This window comes from Paenibacillus sp. FSL H8-0260 (assembly GCF_045040625.1).
Lineage (GTDB): Bacteria > Bacillota > Bacilli > Paenibacillales > Paenibacillaceae > Paenibacillus_AQ > Paenibacillus_AQ odorifer.
Map to the genome: position 1 here is coordinate 3,389,705 of NZ_CP150298.1, position 16,966 is coordinate 3,406,670.

General features: G+C 38.0%; 15 protein-coding genes. 12 read left to right on the forward strand and 3 right to left on the reverse strand.

Going from position 1 to position 16,966, the window contains the following annotated elements:
• Nucleotides 1–98: 98 nt before the first annotated feature.
• The 9 genes from MHI51_RS15135 (at nt 99) to MHI51_RS15175 (ending at nt 11,038) form a co-directional block, all read left to right on the forward strand.
• A complete protein-coding gene (locus tag MHI51_RS15135) occupies nt 99–989 on the forward strand; it encodes a hypothetical protein (protein WP_339174258.1) in 891 nt (296 codons plus the stop codon).
• A gap of 221 nt (nt 990–1,210) precedes the next feature.
• On the forward strand, nt 1,211–3,133 hold the full coding sequence (locus MHI51_RS15140; RefSeq protein ID WP_256721796.1) for a BglG family transcription antiterminator: 1,923 nt from the start codon (nt 1,211–1,213) through the stop codon (nt 3,131–3,133).
• A 143-nt stretch (nt 3,134–3,276) separates the two neighbouring features.
• Entirely contained in the window at nt 3,277–3,594 is a 318-nt protein-coding gene (locus MHI51_RS15145; RefSeq protein WP_036677859.1) for a PTS sugar transporter subunit IIB, read from the forward strand.
• Between the two features lie 23 nt (nt 3,595–3,617).
• Entirely contained in the window at nt 3,618–3,941 is a 324-nt protein-coding gene (locus MHI51_RS15150) for a PTS lactose/cellobiose transporter subunit IIA (protein WP_051490993.1), read from the forward strand.
• A 59-nt stretch (nt 3,942–4,000) separates the two neighbouring features.
• On the forward strand, nt 4,001–5,299 hold the full coding sequence (gene celB, locus MHI51_RS15155; protein ID WP_038571015.1) for a PTS cellobiose transporter subunit IIC: 1,299 nt from the start codon (nt 4,001–4,003) through the stop codon (nt 5,297–5,299).
• Between the two features lie 42 nt (nt 5,300–5,341).
• A complete protein-coding gene (locus tag MHI51_RS15160; protein ID WP_076278465.1) occupies nt 5,342–6,814 on the forward strand; it encodes a glycoside hydrolase family 1 protein in 1,473 nt (490 codons plus the stop codon).
• Between the two features lie 216 nt (nt 6,815–7,030).
• Entirely contained in the window at nt 7,031–7,351 is a 321-nt protein-coding gene (locus MHI51_RS15165; RefSeq protein WP_038571021.1) for a helix-turn-helix transcriptional regulator, read from the forward strand.
• 2 nt (nt 7,352–7,353) lie between these two features.
• The gene (locus MHI51_RS15170; protein WP_405174017.1) at nt 7,354–7,770 is read left to right on the forward strand and encodes an SRPBCC domain-containing protein; all 417 of its coding nucleotides are present in this window, start codon (nt 7,354–7,356) and stop codon (nt 7,768–7,770) included.
• A gap of 103 nt (nt 7,771–7,873) precedes the next feature.
• Nucleotides 7,874–11,038: an ATP-binding cassette domain-containing protein gene (locus tag MHI51_RS15175; RefSeq protein ID WP_405174018.1), complete on the forward strand. Its 3,165-nt coding sequence runs from the start codon at nt 7,874–7,876 to the stop codon at nt 11,036–11,038.
• Between the two features lie 68 nt (nt 11,039–11,106).
• Here the strand turns inward: MHI51_RS15175 and MHI51_RS15180 are convergent, their stop codons facing one another.
• Together MHI51_RS15180 and MHI51_RS15185 are read right to left on the reverse strand one after the other, a co-directional pair.
• Nucleotides 11,107–11,502, reverse strand: a complete 396-nt coding sequence (locus MHI51_RS15180) for a cupin domain-containing protein (protein WP_076217591.1) — start codon at nt 11,500–11,502, stop codon at nt 11,107–11,109.
• Nucleotides 11,503–11,520: 18 nt separating this feature from the next.
• Nucleotides 11,521–11,841, reverse strand: a complete 321-nt coding sequence (locus tag MHI51_RS15185) for a carboxymuconolactone decarboxylase family protein (RefSeq protein WP_076276521.1) — start codon at nt 11,839–11,841, stop codon at nt 11,521–11,523.
• Between the two features lie 169 nt (nt 11,842–12,010).
• On the opposite strand from MHI51_RS15185, the gene MHI51_RS15190 reads away from it, so the two are divergent.
• The 3 genes from MHI51_RS15190 to MHI51_RS15200 all read left to right on the forward strand — a co-directional run bounded on the left by MHI51_RS15190 (nt 12,011) and on the right by MHI51_RS15200 (nt 15,688).
• Nucleotides 12,011–12,415, forward strand: a complete 405-nt coding sequence (locus tag MHI51_RS15190) for a MerR family transcriptional regulator (RefSeq protein WP_076217593.1) — start codon at nt 12,011–12,013, stop codon at nt 12,413–12,415.
• A gap of 229 nt (nt 12,416–12,644) precedes the next feature.
• Entirely contained in the window at nt 12,645–14,603 is a 1,959-nt protein-coding gene (locus tag MHI51_RS15195) for an RICIN domain-containing protein (protein ID WP_405174019.1), read from the forward strand.
• A 158-nt stretch (nt 14,604–14,761) separates the two neighbouring features.
• The gene (locus MHI51_RS15200; protein ID WP_076217595.1) at nt 14,762–15,688 is read left to right on the forward strand and encodes a VanZ family protein; all 927 of its coding nucleotides are present in this window, start codon (nt 14,762–14,764) and stop codon (nt 15,686–15,688) included.
• 24 nt (nt 15,689–15,712) lie between these two features.
• Here MHI51_RS15200 and MHI51_RS15205 read toward each other — a convergent pair whose 3' ends face one another.
• Complete coding sequence (locus MHI51_RS15205) at nt 15,713–16,771, reverse strand: PocR ligand-binding domain-containing protein (protein WP_076125624.1); 1,059 nt, start codon at nt 16,769–16,771, stop codon at nt 15,713–15,715.
• Nucleotides 16,772–16,966: the final 195 nt, after the last annotated feature.

Sequence of the window (16,966 nt, forward strand, 5' to 3'; positions counted from 1 at the left end):
CTTGGAATAACCTGCTACAGGAAATATCTTCTTGTCTACTTTTCAAAAAAATCTTGGTAAGGTAGAGGCTAACACATAATAAGAGGTGAAGAGTTGTCATGATTAAGAAACACTGTTTGTTCTGTGATGAGATTGTTTCCATTGAACCAGAAGGCGATAACGATAGATATATAGGCTGTTCTTGTTCACCAGGCGGGTTTTATAGTCTACGTAGAGACAGCTACGAACCCATTAATTCGCTCCCGCATCAAAAGAAACGCGACATGCTTCATGTAGTATCTGCTTACATACGTGAGCTGACTGATTGTGATGAAAAGATCACTATATGTGCTGATGATTTAGAGTCCATTGTAAATTCACCCAAAATACCTGTGAGCATTGAAGATAAAGGAAACCGTCTACTGCAATATTTATATAGACATTCTGAAGGCCCGGGGGAAGCGGTTGTCATTCAACCCCTCTCTAGCAGCTATAACTTGACGTATTCTCCCAATCTGCAAGAGCTGGTATACATCATAGACAAGTTGATTAGTGATCAGCTTCTGATCAGGGAAGGCATGACCTTTAAGCTTACTGAAACCGGCTGGAATGAAGCTGCGGAAAGCGCTGGAGGTAAAAAACTAAAACCTTGTCTCGTGCTCGTGTCGGATGAAGAAAATTTGTCTACAACATGGCTGGAGAAGTTATTGCCCAAAATAGAACAGTGTGGTTTCCTGCCGCGCTTATTAACACATACGAAAACTCAAAACGGCGAAAAATACGAGTTGGATCAAATCGCAGAAAGCAAACTGATTATCGCAGATTTAACGGGGCAATCCCCAGAGGTGTATTTTTCAGCGGGATATGCACTTGGTTTAAACATACCCGTATTATGGACCGTAAACAGTATTGAGGCGGATAAACTTTTTGTACAGCTTAAGGATATTCGTCCTATTGTGTGGGATTCAGCGGAAGAGCTAGCAATTATACTGCAGCAGAAGTTGAGTTAACCCGTAAATTTCTTGCCATGACTCGTCAAACGAAGCTGAAATTTAAACAGGTGTCTTCTTAAATGAGGACGCCTGTTTCTTATGTTACTGTAAGAACACTATCAAATTTTCTTAGGAAGTGATATTGTAACCGATATAAAAAAATGAGCAAATGTATGTAAATGTATGCTTCAGTTAATATTAGCTCATATTCATACTCTGGATAAGAAAGAGGGATACAATTGTTTTCAAAACGGCAAAAAGAAATACTTTTATACTTAATTAATTCTAATCAACCTGTCACAGCTGCATGGATTTCTAAGGAACTGAATGTTAGCGATCGAACGATCCGTAATGATTTGAAAGAGTTACAAAATATATCCGCCATAGTAGGACTAAAAATAGAGTTAATTCGTGGGAAGGGCTTCGTTGTAAGAGTCTTCGATAAAGATATATTTTCCCAAAAATTAAATGAGTTAACTAATGATAAAATCAATCCTTCTACAGTAGACTTTTCTGAACAAGATAATAGGGTTCTTTATTTGTTGAGTCGGTTTTTATTAGAAAATAAGTATATCAAGTTGGCCACTATAGAAGATGAGATGTTTGTATCTAAATCGACAATCCAAAACGATCTAAAAGAAGTGCGTAAGATACTGGAAAAATACAACCTGAATTTAGTTAATCGGCCTCATTATGGCCTGTTTATAGAGGGCGATGAATTTAAGAAACGAATATGTTTGTCTAATTTTTTATACAAAAGAGAAGAAAACTCCGATCCAACTTTCGATAACTTTACTTTGTTTGACAAAGAGGTATACACGAAAATTAAAGAAATAATCATCGGCAAAGTAAATAAATACAAAATTGAGATTTCAGATATTTCCTTGGAAAACCTCGCTATTCACTTAATAATAGCTTGTAAACGTATCGAAGAGGGATTTTTAATCGAACAACCGTCGGTAAACCTTATGGAAGAGTATCCTTTTGAAAAAATTGTTGCCCATGAAATTGTTAAAGACATAGAAGATTTCACGGATCTGCTCTTTTCCGATTCAGAGATTAATTATATTATCATCCATTTGGTTGGAACAAAATTGCTGCCGAAAGAAAATCTAACGGAGTACAGTAAGTTCGATGAAGTGGACTCCATTGTCAGCTGTATTTTAAAAAGTTTACAAACTGAGTTGAATTGGGATTTTGGCCATGACCATGAATTTATTCAAGCCCTGACCCTTCACATTAGGCCTGCGATGAATAGATTAAGATACAACATGAATTTTAGAAATCCTCTGTTAAATGATATTAAGACGAGTTTTCCAGCCGCATTCGAAGGAGCACTTATTGCGAGTAAATGTATTAACTACTATTTGGATTCAGAAGTTGGAGAACATGAAGTTGCTTACATTGCTTTGCACATTGGGGTTGCTTTAGAAAGAATGAAAAATAAAAACAAAAAAATAAAACGAGTTATTCTTGTATGTGCGTCTGGTGTTGGAAGTGCCAAATTACTTTATTACCGATTGATCAATTCATTTGAGAATCTATTGCAGATTGTAGACACAATTAGTTTTTACAAATTAGCAGAAACGGACCTATCCTCGATTGATTTTATTATCAGTACAGTTCCGATCAATGAAGATATAGGTATTCCCGTCTATGTTGTAAATACCTTTCTAGAAGCTAAAGACCTCAAAAGAATCAAGGAAGTCTTACTGTCTTCAGAACAGGTGGCAGAAACTCATTCTTACCTTGACACATCTAGAGTATTCGTGAAAAAAGAATTTACCACAAAGGAAAGTGTGATTCATTTTTTAAGCAATGAGCTAACAAAACAAGGACTTGTACCAGAGCATTATGAATCCTTAGTAGTTGAAAGAGAGTCCTATGCACCCACTAGTTTTGGAAATCTTGTCGCTGTTCCACATCCTTCACTTCCTGTTACCTCGGAAACCTTTTGGACAATCTGTACGTTAAAACGTCCTATTCGTTGGAATGATAAGCAAATGGTGCAATTAATTTGTTTATTAAACATTAAAGAAGGAAACAATGTCGACCTAGATAAAATGTATAAAAAGCTAGGATCATTGATAGAGGATAAAGAGATTGTTGTGCAGATCCTTGCTAAGGACTCTGTGGAAGAAATTATACAATTACTAAACTAGAGTGAGTGAGAAATTAGGTACTGCCTTACTATTTGCAATGTAACCGTTTCCTGTTGATTTGGAAAAAGGTTAGCTTAAAAAGAAAGCGATTTAAGTTTACACTAAAGGTGTTCAATAAATGATAATTTTAGGGGGAAGTCAATATGAATACAATTATGTTAGTGTGTTCAGCAGGAATGAGTACAAGCCTTTTAGTAACAAAAATGCAGAAGGTTGTTGAAGAAAAAGGGTTGGATGTCGATGTTTTTGCTAAATCAGCATCTGAAATTGATATTACTTTGCAAGAGAAAAAGGTTGATGTCTTATTGTTAGGACCTCAGGTGAAATATATGAAAAAGCAATTAGAAACAAGATTAGCAGATAAAAACATTCCTATAGAAGCTATTGATATGTTGAATTACGGAATGATGAACGGTGAAAAAGTACTTGAACAAGCCTTGCAATTAATTGAAAGTAAATAGAGATAAGAGAGGAGTAGAGAGAAATGGTAGATGAAGTGAAAGAGGAATACTATACTGTGGCTTTTAACATTATCAGTAATGTAGGCGCAGCTAAAAGCTTAGTAATGGAGGCGCTTTACGCAGCCAAAGAGGGAGAATTTAAAGAGGCACAAGAAAAATTAGAAGAATCAAAGCAATTTTTTAGAGAAGGTCATAAAATGCATAAATCATTAATCAAAAGAGAAGCAAATGGCGAACAGCTTCAATTCTCACTGATCCTTATGCATGCTGAAGACCAACTAATGAGTGTAGAGACCATTTCTTTACTTGTTACGGAAATCATTGAACTTTATAAGCTTTCAAAATAGGATCAAAAAGAAGTGGCATCGCAATAAGAAAATACTTCTTCGGGAGCGTGCAAGAAACTATGGATAAAATAACGAAATTTTTAGAAGATAAGGTAATGCCAGTTGCAGGTAAAATCTCTGGTCAGCGGCATTTACAAGCGCTTCGCGATGCAATGGTTTTAACTATCCCGTTTATTATTATCGGTTCCATTTTTTTAATCTTAGCAAACCTGCCAATTCCAGCCTATTTAGATTTCTTGGTCGCCCATCCAAATATCAAAACAGCCTTACTATATCCGTACAATGGTACATTTAACCTTGTCGCATTAGTTGCAACATTTGCCGTGGGATATAGACTAGCAGAGAGCTATAAAGTGGATCCGCTTTCTTCAGGGGCTGTGGCATTATGTTCATATTTTGTAGTCACACCATCAACTTCTTTCACAGTAGATGATGTTGTTACAAAAGCAATGAACGTGAATTATTTTTCGAGTCAAGGTTTATTTGTAGGATTGTTAACCGCAATCTTCGCAACAGAAATATATCGTAGAATCGTACAAAAAAATATAGTTATTAAAATGCCGGATGGTGTGCCGCCAACAGTTGCTAAATCCTTTACAGCGATTATTCCTGGTTTCTTTGTTATCGTGAGTGTCTGGGGAGTTCGCCTACTTGTTGAGAACTTTACTGGTTTTGATAACGTGCATACCATTGTTGCCAAGCTTCTTCAACAACCATTAACCACTGTTGGAACAAGCTTAGCGGGAACAATTGTTGTGTTCTTGTTAATCAACTTATTATGGGCAATCGGATTACATGGTTCCACCATTGTAGGTTCTGTCATGTTGCCTATCTGGCTGCAATTGACCTCAGAAAATGCTGCAGCCTACGCAGCGGGTTCACCCGTCCATAATATTGTTACAGCAGAATTCAGATATCTTATCTTTATCGGTGGATCTGGTGCAACTCTAGGACTAACGATTGCTATGTTATTCTTTGCGAAGAGCAAACAGCTGAAACAAATGGGTCGACTGACGATTGGACCAGGACTATTTAATATCAATGAGCCGTTAATCTTTGGGATGCCTATCGTATTAAACCCAATGATGTTAATCCCATTTCTTATAACACCGATTGTTACTGTTTTGATAACCTATCTCTCCATGGATTTTGGATTAGTAGCGTTGCCAATAGGTGTACTGCCTCCGGGAACAATGCCATTAATTATCGGCGGATATTTGATGACAGGTAGTATCTCGGGAATGATCTTACAAATTGTACTGTTTGCAGTAGCGTTTATTATTTACTATCCGTTCTTTAGAATAATGGATAATCAAAAATATAAAGAAGAACAAGATGCCCTTATCCAACAGGTTTAATCCGTAGCATATGTTTTATTTAACAACAAGGAGGGTTTACACATGTTTGAATTGAAAACGACATTTCCAGAAAACTTTTTATGGGGAGGAGCAGCAGCTGCCAATCAACTAGAAGGAGCAAGTAATGTTGGCGGTAAAGGGCTTTCTCTAGCAGATGTATATATTTTTGACGAAAACACCCCTAAAAAAAACTGGTCTGACCAGTGGCACCTCATGACTCATAAACAAATAGAAGAAGCACAAGATCCCGCAAGTGAAAAGTATTATCCCAAAAGACATGGGGTGGATTTTTATCACCACTATAAAGAAGATATTGCTTTATTGGCCGAAATGGGTTTTAAAGCCTTCCGTATGTCCATTGCTTGGACTCGTATTTTTCCAAATGGGGATGAATTAATCCCTAATGAAGAAGGTCTTGCATTTTATGATCGTGTGTTTGATGAATTGAACAAATATGGAATTGAGCCTATTGTTACTTTATCCCATTATGAAATGCCACTTCATCTAACAACTAAGTATGGAGGTTGGGTGAACCGGAAAGTTATAGATTTCTTTGTTCGCTATGCAACCACTGTAGCTGAAAGATACAAGCATAAAGTGAAATATTGGATGACTTTTAATGAAATTAACTGTGTAGTACACCACCAATATGTAAGTTTAGGGGTTATCGAAGAAAATCACCCGAATATCGAACAAGCAATGTTTCAAGGAGCGCATCATCAATTTGTCGCAAGTGCACTTGCAACCAAAGCGTGTAAAGAAAGTAATCCTCAAGCAATGGTTGGATGTATGGTTAGTTATCAACTTCTTGTTCCTTATAGTTGTGATCCTGACGACGTTCAAGCCACAGTTGATAAACAACGTACCTCTTTATTCTTTACTGATGTTCAAGCGAGAGGTTACTATCCGGCTTATACCGCTCGAATGTTTGCAGAAAAAAATATAGTTCTGAAAACAGAGCCCGAGGATGAACAAATCATGAAAGACTATCCAGTGGATTATGTATCCTTTAGCTACTATATGTCTGGTGCAGTCAGTGCACATCCAGAAAAGATAGAAGGCGCAGAAGGGAATTTGCTTACAGGCGGAGTGAAAAATCCTTATTTACCATCGAGTGATTGGGGTTGGCAGATTGATCCTAAGGGTTTACGAACTGCAATAAACCAATTGTATGACCTCTATCAAAAGCCGGTACTTGTTGCAGAGAATGGCCTAGGTGCCTTAGACGTATTACAAGAAGGCGATGTTATAGAGGATGATTACCGAATTGATTATTTAAAAGAACATATTAAGCAAATAAAAGAAGCCATTGCAGATGGTGTAGATGTAATGGGCTACACAAGCTGGGGTTGCATAGATATGGTGAGTGCAGGAACAAATCAAATGTCCAAACGTTATGGTTACATTTATGTGGACCAAGATGATATGGGCAGAGGTACAAAACGTCGTATAAAGAAAAAATCATTTTATTGGTACAAAAATGTTATCGCTACTAATGGAGAACAATTAGATTAATTATTAAAGCGTACAACGAAATGATTTATCTGGAGGCATTATCAAAAGCAGTCCTATGCTGGACTCGCTTTTGGTAATGCTTTTTTTACTGAATTGTTGACATGTGACCATTTGGTGTCTTATAATCAATTAGACACCAAATGGTGTCCTATTAATTAATAATGATGGATACTAGGTGACATTACAGGAAATATTACGGAAAAGGTGGGGGTGGTTGTGAGCGACAATAGTCAAGTGAGGGATGTTTATGACGCTGTTGCGGATCCAACAAGACGAAAACTTCTTCAAATTCTGGCTGATGTTGATGAATTACCTCTGTATGAGATAACGATTCATTTTGAAATGGGTCGTACAGCCGTTTCGAAGCATTTAAATATACTTAAAGATGCTGGTCTCGTAATTGCTCGAAAGGTTGGCAGAGAGACGAGGTATCGGTTGAATGCCAATCCTTTGAAAGAAATTCAAGATTGGGTATCTTTTTATGAAGGATTCTGGAAACAAAGAATTGATAAATTAAAACTTATATTGGAGGAATAACTATGAACCCAGATGTATCATTAGATTTTCAATTTACAAGTTCGATCGAGAAGGTATGGAATGCTTTAACGGATTCGGATACGCTTGCGAAATGGATCTGGAGTAATGATTTTAAACCCGTCGTTGGTCATAAATTTCAATTCCGTGTTGAGCCAAATGAATGGTGGGATGGAATTATAGATAGCGAAGTACTCGTCGTGGATGAGCCGCATACGTTATCTTATACTTGGAATAGTGCGGGAGAAAGTACAACTGTTACTTGGACTTTGAGTCAAGATTCAGAGGGGAAGGTTAATCTCCATTTAGATCAATCAGGATTTAGTGAAGAGACGAAAGCCCGCCAAGGAGCCATCGAAGGTGCTAAATATGCTTGGACAAATATGGGTGGTCAGCTCGAAAAGGCATTAGCAGAATTGTAATTTCAAGAATAGGGCGCTTTTCTGGAACAAGGAAAGTGCCCTTTTTAATGGAATAAATCATGGCAATACTAGATGAAGAGAATGGAGATGAGATGAGCTTACTATGAAAATAAATCAATTAATTGCGAACAATATTAACAGATTAGAAACGGTACTGCCAGTTGATGAGTCGTTAGGAATTGCTGGTTTGTCTGGATCTGGTAAAACAACTTTTTGTCAAACGATTGGGGAAGAATCAAAAAAACGTCTCGTTTCCTTACTGCCAAAAGCTGAATACCAGTATTTATTCCCCAATATTATGGAGACTAATTTCAGTGCGATCAAAATGGAAGCAATGCCACTTGTTCTTTTTCTTGGTAGATCATCCATATCTTCAAATCCTCGGTCAACCATTGGCACACATACAGGTGTGTTTACTGAAATCCGTGTCACTCTTGCTGAACAATATAATCTCTCTCCAGAGGTTTTTTCATTTAATAATGAGTTGGGTTGGTGTCCTGATTGTAAGGGTCGTGGAACTACAAAAAATGTCGAGTGTAAAAAGTGTCAGGGGAAACGCTATAATCAAGCAGCTGAACAATATAAAATTGAATTATTGGATCAAGCAAAGAGTATTTCTGATCTAAACGACTTAAGTATAGAGACCATTTTATCACAGGCAGATATTCTAAAAATAAGTGAAGGTAAACAACAAATTCTGAAAAATATAATCAATATGAATATTGGTTATTTAACATTAAATCGTATTATGGGTACATTATCAGGCGGAGAATTAACACGACTTTACCTGGCAGAATTCATGGCAACAAGTGAAAATACCGTGATTATCATTGATGAAATCTCCGTGGGTCTCGATCACCAAACCCTATTGAAGATTTTAGCGGAGATTAAACAGTTGGGATATAAAAATCAAATTTGGCTCATTGACCATTCTGACACGGTGCTGGACACAGCGGATAAACACTTGTTCTTTGGACCTGGCAGTGGCAAATATGGCGGGAAAATTGTTGAAGAATCACCACGTCCTGAGCCCATCAATAGAGAACTAAATCAGGCAGCACCTGCAGAATATTATCAATTTCATGATCTTTATTGTCGTAATATTCAAATGGCCCAAATTCAGATTCCTCAAAATAGACTGGTAACTTTTACAGGTGAGTCCGGATGTGGTAAATCTACACTGGTTAATGAATGTATGGTCAAAGATTTTCTAAAGCGTTATTCCAAAGATAAGCTGGTGATCGTAGGGCAAGATCGAAATCAGTCGATTACCAGTCGCTCGACCGTTGCCACTTTTCTTGATATTAAAAGGAAACTCACAAAGTACAGTGAGGATATTGATGATATTTTTGAGCGCTCGATTGAAGATATTATTGTTGAACTGCCAAATGAGGACATTGCTCATAAAAGACTAAGCTTATTGATCAAGCTTGGACTTGGTTATTTGACGTTGGAGCGGAAAACACAGTCCTTATCCACGGGTGAATTTCAATGTGTCCATTTAGTTTCTGAGCTGTTTGCGGGCTCAAGAAATCCACATACACTTTTTATTTTTGACGAGCCTTCCAAAGGTTTATCACAAAATATTTTAAATCAATTCATTGACAGCATTAGGGACATTCTGCAGGATGAATCTGTCTCCATAATCATGATTGAACATAATTCTTATATGTTAGAGAACTCTGATTTTATCGTTGATTTTGGCAAAAGACAGCTTGCACCTGTGGAGCATCTTGATGTTCTCAGTCATGATGATTATTATCGTCAACAAAATCCTGCTGATAGTGTGGCACCTGCGCACATTTCTTCAACACTCCAGCTACAAAATGGAACTGACTATTTAAAAGAAAGTCAGATCCCCTATTTTAAAAATGCAGAGAACATCTATAAAGGTGGCATCTTAAAAAGCTTATCCTCCATGGCCCGCCTGATTTATGGTGAATATGAATCGGATACGATTGCGCCTGTCATCGCCATTGATCTGGAACGACACTTGTATAGTCAGTTTACTTTCCTTTATGAAATGGGTGGCTTGATCAACCATATTGTGGCAGCGCATCCCACTAATAAGGATACAAAAAGCTTTGATTTCTATCAATCAGACAATCATTGTCCAAGCTGTAAGGGCCGCCGTGTGATTGAAGAATTTGACTTTGATATTGTTCTTCAGGACAAGAACGTACCCTTTTGGGACGGTTCATTACATCCAGATGCGATGGAGATTCTGAAATTCTATCAATTACCAAAAATAAAATTCATCTTTGATGAGTTAAAGAATGAGCTCGGACAGGATATTAGCAAAAGTTATAATGAGATGACAGAAGCTGAAAAACACACCTTTTTATACGGGTATTGGGAAAAGTCCTTCTATGATAAAGCAGCTAAAGCCTCGAGAACTTGGGATGGCTTTAATACCATTATCGGGAACTATATGGTTATCTCGAAATCGATTATTAAAGAGCATATTAAAGCATCCAAAAAAATGATTACCTGTCCAATTTGTCAAGGAACGGTATTAAATCATCATAAAAAGCTTAAATACGGCGACACTGATATTCGCGAGCTTATTGGGATGCCCCTTGATCAAGTTATTAGCACTGTTGGCGAATTACAGGTACTAGAAAAAATGAAAGCCATCGTGGGCGGCGATATGGTTTTGACAGAAGAGGTCTCTCTATTACCTAGGGAAACACAAGTCGCTCTAAAAATGCTTGAACTAGAGTTAGGAAGTTTTGCGCAATATGAAATGGTGTTACAAAATGCCCTGCCATTCTGGGACAGCATTAGCGGCAGTATCGAAACCATCAGCATGAAAAACCGGATTACGATCTGTGATTTTGCCAATATCCACGAAACAAGAGAAAATATCATAGATAAGTATTTCACTAATGGAAAATATAAAAAGCTGACTTATGTCTATGAAGCGTTTGGTTACAAAAAAATCGTCACCTTAATTAATAAGGTTAAAGCAAGCCATCCCTGTCCATTCTGTAAAGGAAAAAAAGTTATCTCGGAAGATGGACTTCATGATGGTGTATATAAATTAACTATTCCCTGTGTGAGTTGTTATGCGAGTGGAATCAATGATGAAGGACGTAAGGAAGTCGTTGAAGGTATAGATGTTCAGACTTGGCTAACGGGTAAAATAAGTGACGTTATTTCTGAAAGCTTAAATATTGAAGCTGTTGCTGATATTCCAATTTTCAATCGTATTCGTGAGTTGAATAAACAAGAGATGATGGCAGTTTACCAATTTCTTGAGCAATAAAGTTTAGTTTTCTCAAAAAGACGATATAGAAAAGAAACGCATCGAGTCTATAGACTCGATGCGTTTTTTTATAATTGATTATAAAGCTCACCATCAACAGGTTCTAACCATTCTGTTTCTCCGGGTGAAATGGCTAAGTGGACAAACCAACTGTCTTTTGTAGCACCATGCCAATGTTTTACGTTCGCTGGAATATTCACAACATCCCCGCTTTGGAGGAATTGAGCTGGTTTGCCTTCTTCTTGATACCAACCCTCACCACCGGTAACTAATAATACTTGTCCGATTTTATGGAAGTGCCAGTTATTGCGAGCTCCCGGGGCAAAGGTTACGTTCCCAATAGGCGCATTCAAAGGTGTCGCATCAGTATAAATCATCTGCAAGTATGCATCACCTATAAAATTAGCTTCAACCTTTTGTCCGAGTGGAAAGATAGTACTGTTGCTTAGTTGCTCATTAGCCATAATAAAAACCTCTTTCGTTTAATTTTTATAAATTTCTTTAGCAATATTAAATGCCGACCATGCTTTAGGCCACCCTACATAAAACGAAAGGTGCGTGATGATTTCCGCTACTTCATCTTTTGTGACTCCGTTTGCCTTTGCTTTATGCAGATGTGGAGTTAATTGTTCAAAGTTTCCTCCTGATATTAATGCTGAAACTGTAATCATGCTGCGGTCACGTGCAGATAATTCTTTCTCTCTTGACCACACTTCACCGAATAAGATATCATCGTTCAGTTCAGCAAATTTCGGAGCGAATTCTCCTAACAAGTCTCGTCCTGCTGTTTGTTTTTCAGCCATATAAGAACATCCCTTTCATCGATGATTAACTGCTTCAAAATGAAGTATAGACCTTAAAGTACACTTTAAGGCAAGCCATAAAAATGGATTCATACTCTGACATTTGGTTTTTTATTAATTTAAGTATATCCTTTGAATAGAAACAAAATTAGAAATGGAGGTGGGGATCATGCCTTATTCCATTGGAGAATTTGCAGAAATCGTCGGTGTTAACAAGAGCACGCTCAGATATTATGAATTGGAAGGCTTACTTACTCCACATCGAAGTGACAATAATTTACGCGAATATACAGATCAGGATATAGGTTGGGTTCAATTTTTGTTTCATTTAAAAGATTCAGGAATGACGATGGCAGAATTGAAGCAATATACCGAGTGGCGGGCTATGGGGGACGAGACAATTCCTGAACGGAAAAATTTACTTGAACAGCGTAAGCAACAAGTGGAACAAGAAATTAAGGCATTGCAACAAAACTTAGATATACTGAACCGTAAAATTGTATTTTATAATGATCAACTAACGGGGAATAAATACGAATTCGTCCTTTATCACAATGAAAAGAAATCACATTAAGAAGAAAAAGTAGATTCCTAACAAGTTAAGAGGCAGATGAACAACTTTTGATTATCAAAGGTTGTTCATCTGCCTCTTCTAATTTCAAAACTTGAAATCGAAGATGAGAGTCTATTTGTGTAATCATATTGCATGATCCGGTCGAGATATTACATTCTCATTTATCCGTTTATTAATTATATTGAAGCTGTATTCGTTTAAAAAAACCAGAGTAAAGGAGAAATTACTTTTGAGAAGAGAACTGAGGAAGGTTTTGTCTTTTTTGTTGGTTTTAGTGACAGTGGTTGGCACAGGGATTAGCTTTGACGGCGATATTGTAAACGCTTTCGGTCCTAATGTCTTATATGTACCACCAGCAGATTCACCATCCTATGGGGCTTTATCACCTAGGGCAATCCAGCTTAAATATAGTGGCATCAACAATAATAAAATGTATGCTACATTTGAACAAACCTCTAATACCACCCCTGTTTTCCCTATTTATGAAAGCGTTGACAATGGTGTCACTTGGAATCAGGTTGGAGAAGTGGAGGATACTCAAAACGGTTGGGGAATGTTAAATTGCCCTGAATTGTTTGAACTCCCCCAATCTATAGGTAACATGCCTGCAGGTACTATGCTTCTTGCAGGAAATTCTGTGCCAAGCAACAAAGCAGCTACCAAGTTGGAATTATATAAAAGCAATGATTTAGGTAGAACATGGACATATGTAAGCACCATTACTGAAGGTGGACGAAACGATATTGGTTATGATCCCATTTGGGAGCCTTTCTTTTTGGTTCACAACAACAAACTCATTGTTTATTATTCAGATGAACGTGATCCTGCCCATGCCCAGAAGTTAGTTCATCAGACTACGTTGGAGGGTACGAACTGGGGACCTGTGGTAGTTGATGTGGCATTTGCAGACAGTAAATTACGTCCAGGAATGCCTACAATCGCTAAGCTGGGCAATGGTAATTACGCAATGACCTATGAGATGGTCGGATACCCGGGCGTGCCCAATTATTTGAAAATTTCAGCAGATCCTGAGAGCTGGAATCCAACTGAAGTAGGATCTCTTGTAGGGTACGGAGGAAGTCCCTATATTTCTGTTTTGGGAGATGGGAGACTCGTATTAAACGTTGCAGGGAAAAAAGAAGTGCTGATCAACTCTTCTAGAGTGGATGCATCCGGAAGCTGGGTTCCATATAATCCGCCCGTAGATGCAGGGTATAACCGCCAACTACTGCCGCTTAGCAATGGCCGCTTATTTATCCCTCAAGCCGGATTTTTTAGTGGGAAAAACACGGTGAAATATGGTGATATGTCCGTAGGTTACTACAAATTAATTAATGTGAAGAGTGGGAAGGCTTTAGGTGTATTGGAAGGTGGAACTGCGAATGGCAATCCGCTCGTCCAATGGAGCAGCGGGACTAATTCTTTGGATCAATATTGGCTCATTTCCACAGCGGAAAGTGGTTATGCTCCTAACGGTTACAAATCCATTGTGAATGCAAAAAGTGGAAAGGTCGCCGGAATATTAGAAGGATCAACAACAGAAGGAGCTAAAGCCGTTTTATGGACTGAAAACCATTCCGATGACCAGCAGTGGACTTTACAAGCCTCTGGTAACTACTACAAGATTGTTAACCGTAACAGTGGTCAGACGTTAGGTATAGCGCAGGGTTCTACTGAAGAGGGTACCCAAGTTATACAGCAGACTGATGCAGGCAGCACTGATCAGCTGTGGGAGTTGGTTCCAGATGAAGGATATATTATGGTGGACAGTTATCGATTAGTTAATGAGAACAGTGGTAAAGTGTTGGGTATCTATCAAGGTTCGATGGCGGATGGAGGGAAGGCGGTTCAGTGGACCAGCGGAATTTCTTCCCATGACCAAAATTGGTTTGTAGTCAGCACAGCTGATGGCTATACGAAGCTGGTCAATACTAATAGTCGTAAAAACCTGGGCATTTTAGGAGGTTCATTAGCTAACGGTGCTCAAAGTGTACAATGGAATGATAACGGATCGAATGACCAGCAGTGGACTTTGGAGTCCTCAGGTGATTTTTACAATATTATTAATCGTAATAGTGGAAAAGCTCTGGCAGTAGATCAGGGTTCGACGACAGAGGGAGCAAATATTATTCAAACAAATAATACAGGTTCTGCTGGCCAGCACTGGAAACTAGTCTCGAATAGATAATTTATGTAACCAAAAGTCATCGACCTTAAATTAAGGGTGATGACTTTTTGTCGATATAAGCTTTGAATGACTAAATCGTCACCTTCAGTGTCACGGGAATGTCACTTTGGAGAGATATACTATTTCCATCGACATATGGAGGGAATTGTGAAGTTATTATGGGAGTGAAATTACGAAAGATTCTTATTATAGGAACTATTTTGTATACACTGTTGATCTTATATTTTTTGTTTTTTGCTTTCAATAGAGTAGAGCATGCAACAAGCCAGTATGAATATACGTTTATGTTGATTCCAGAAAGTGTTCCGCTTCTTTTTCCTGATCTCTTTGACCTATCCTTTTCTTGGTTTTATGACTTTGGGAACATCGCTGCTTTTATTCCTTTTGGCGTATTATTTCCTTTGCTGTATCGTACACATTTTAAGAAGTTTATTTGTTTGTTTATCTTAACAATTTTTGTGCTGGAAAGTCTTCAAGCTTTAACTTTTTTGGGTTGCTTTGATGTAGCCGATGTCATCTCCAATACGTTAGGGGCAATGATCGGATTTTGTGCATATAAGATTGGATTTTCCCCGGAAATCACCAGGAGATCACTTTTTACTTCGGCATTATCTGTTGTTGTGCTATTGGTAGGAATCATGGGAATCTCTGAGATCATTGATTTAACTCTGAAGAAAAGTGAAAGACCCGTGCAGGGATTACAAACGTTGGAAAAGCTTACGGGAAGCATGCCTACCACGCATAATCTTCCCAGTTTCACTATCGCAGGTAAAAATATAATACCAAAAATGAATTTGTACAGCAGTGAAGGTGAAGATATTAAAAAATACACCTATACTTTGGGTGATAAAAAAGAGGTATGGTTATATTTCAGCTTTGGATTCCCGCAAAATGAAAATTCTAGCAGTGAACTAATGATTATAGCTGATGGTAACATGATCCTTCAATCCAGTGAACAATATAGTTCCCAAGCTGAACTCAACAATACGGCATTAGTTACCGTAAAAGAAATAACCTTTATCCTTAAAGGGAATGTGAAGTTATGGGATGTAGGATTCAGTGAAATGAAGCATTGGTGGGAATGAGGAACTAACCCTTCGTTAATTTTATTAACGGAGGGTTTCTTTTGCTGATCGCCTCATATACATATTCCGATATACAGCCGGGGTGAGGTTCTCGTATTTTTTGAAGGTTTTAATGAAATATCCCGTGTCGCAAAAGCCCAAATCATCACTGACTTGATTGATCGGGGAATCCGTGGATTCCAGCAGTTGCTTAGCCCATTCAATCTTGAGTCTGGCAATGAAGATGGAGAAATTCTCTCCAGTTTCTTTAGTGAAAATACGGCTGAAATAACTGGGGCTGATATGACAAAGCTTAGCCATCTCTTTGAGGCTGAAATTCTCATTTTTGTGAGCATAAATGTAATTAAAAGCAGGCTGAAGCACAGAATTTACTGAGACGAACTTTTGTACACCATTCTTTAATTTGGTCTCGATCAAGGCCCCGGATAACTCCTGCTGTATGGATTGGATTTTTCGGTACGTACGGTCTGACTCGTCCATTGCTTCAGCAGAAGCGGGTGCTTCTATATTGGTGGTCAGAACCTTTTTGTACAAATCCACAGTAGTATGCTTTTGAATGGCTTCCTCCACGATATAGGTACTTAACTGCAGCAGCAGCTCAACACACTTTGTTACTTCATCGTAGGATAAAACAGGCAGTGCCTGGTAATCCTCTTTGAGTGCTTTAAATTTCATGTTCGTCTCCACATTCGGAGGGCGAGAGACAATTTGCTCCAGTTGTGGCACGTCAGGTTCACGAAGCTTGAGCTGTCCGGCCATAATTGCACCTAGATATTGATTATCTATAATGATCGGAATCGCGATATCTATAATATTGAAATGACATAAATAAATAAACGGTTTGTTCTGGCGAACCGCTTCAATCCCAGCGCGGGCATCACATTTTTGACAATATTGAGAGAGATGGGAGTCCTGGCGCACACCTTGACAGAATGGCTGGCAATAGCTGTGCTTGGTCACAGGAACACCCTTGTAATCAACAGTAAGAATAGCCATTTTGGTTACAAGAGATAAGGAATCCTGGAGCTTTTCCCATTTCTTCAAATCAATAATTTCTTCTAGATTGAACCGGGATTTTGACATCACAAAATTCTCCTATGTAAGTTATAGAATCTTAATGAACATTATACAGAATAATTCAACATAATGACATGAAAGTTCGATTTTTCACGATTATGACAAAAAAATACGATAAGAAAACGCTTTAATAAGCTTTTATTGTTTCATGTTTCTTAAATTAGAGCAATCTATAATGATAACTATAAACAACTGAGGAGG

Coding starts and splice junctions, on each gene's coding strand:
- MHI51_RS15145 (WP_036677859.1), top strand. CDS start 3,277: ATGAATACAATTATGTTAGTGTGTTCAGCAGGAATGAGTACAAGCCTT.
- MHI51_RS15135 (WP_339174258.1), top strand. CDS start 99: ATGATTAAGAAACACTGTTTGTTCTGTGATGAGATTGTTTCCATTGAA.
- MHI51_RS15160 (WP_076278465.1), top strand. CDS start 5,342: ATGTTTGAATTGAAAACGACATTTCCAGAAAACTTTTTATGGGGAGGA.
- MHI51_RS15205 (WP_076125624.1), bottom strand. CDS start 16,771: ATGTCAAAATCCCGGTTCAATCTAGAAGAAATTATTGATTTGAAGAAA.
- celB (WP_038571015.1), top strand. CDS start 4,001: ATGGATAAAATAACGAAATTTTTAGAAGATAAGGTAATGCCAGTTGCA.
- MHI51_RS15150 (WP_051490993.1), top strand. CDS start 3,618: ATGGTAGATGAAGTGAAAGAGGAATACTATACTGTGGCTTTTAACATT.
- MHI51_RS15190 (WP_076217593.1), top strand. CDS start 12,011: ATGCCTTATTCCATTGGAGAATTTGCAGAAATCGTCGGTGTTAACAAG.
- MHI51_RS15170 (WP_405174017.1), top strand. CDS start 7,354: ATGAACCCAGATGTATCATTAGATTTTCAATTTACAAGTTCGATCGAG.
- MHI51_RS15175 (WP_405174018.1), top strand. CDS start 7,874: ATGAAAATAAATCAATTAATTGCGAACAATATTAACAGATTAGAAACG.
- MHI51_RS15180 (WP_076217591.1), bottom strand. CDS start 11,502: ATGGCTAATGAGCAACTAAGCAACAGTACTATCTTTCCACTCGGACAA.
- MHI51_RS15200 (WP_076217595.1), top strand. CDS start 14,762: ATGGGAGTGAAATTACGAAAGATTCTTATTATAGGAACTATTTTGTAT.
- MHI51_RS15185 (WP_076276521.1), bottom strand. CDS start 11,841: ATGGCTGAAAAACAAACAGCAGGACGAGACTTGTTAGGAGAATTCGCT.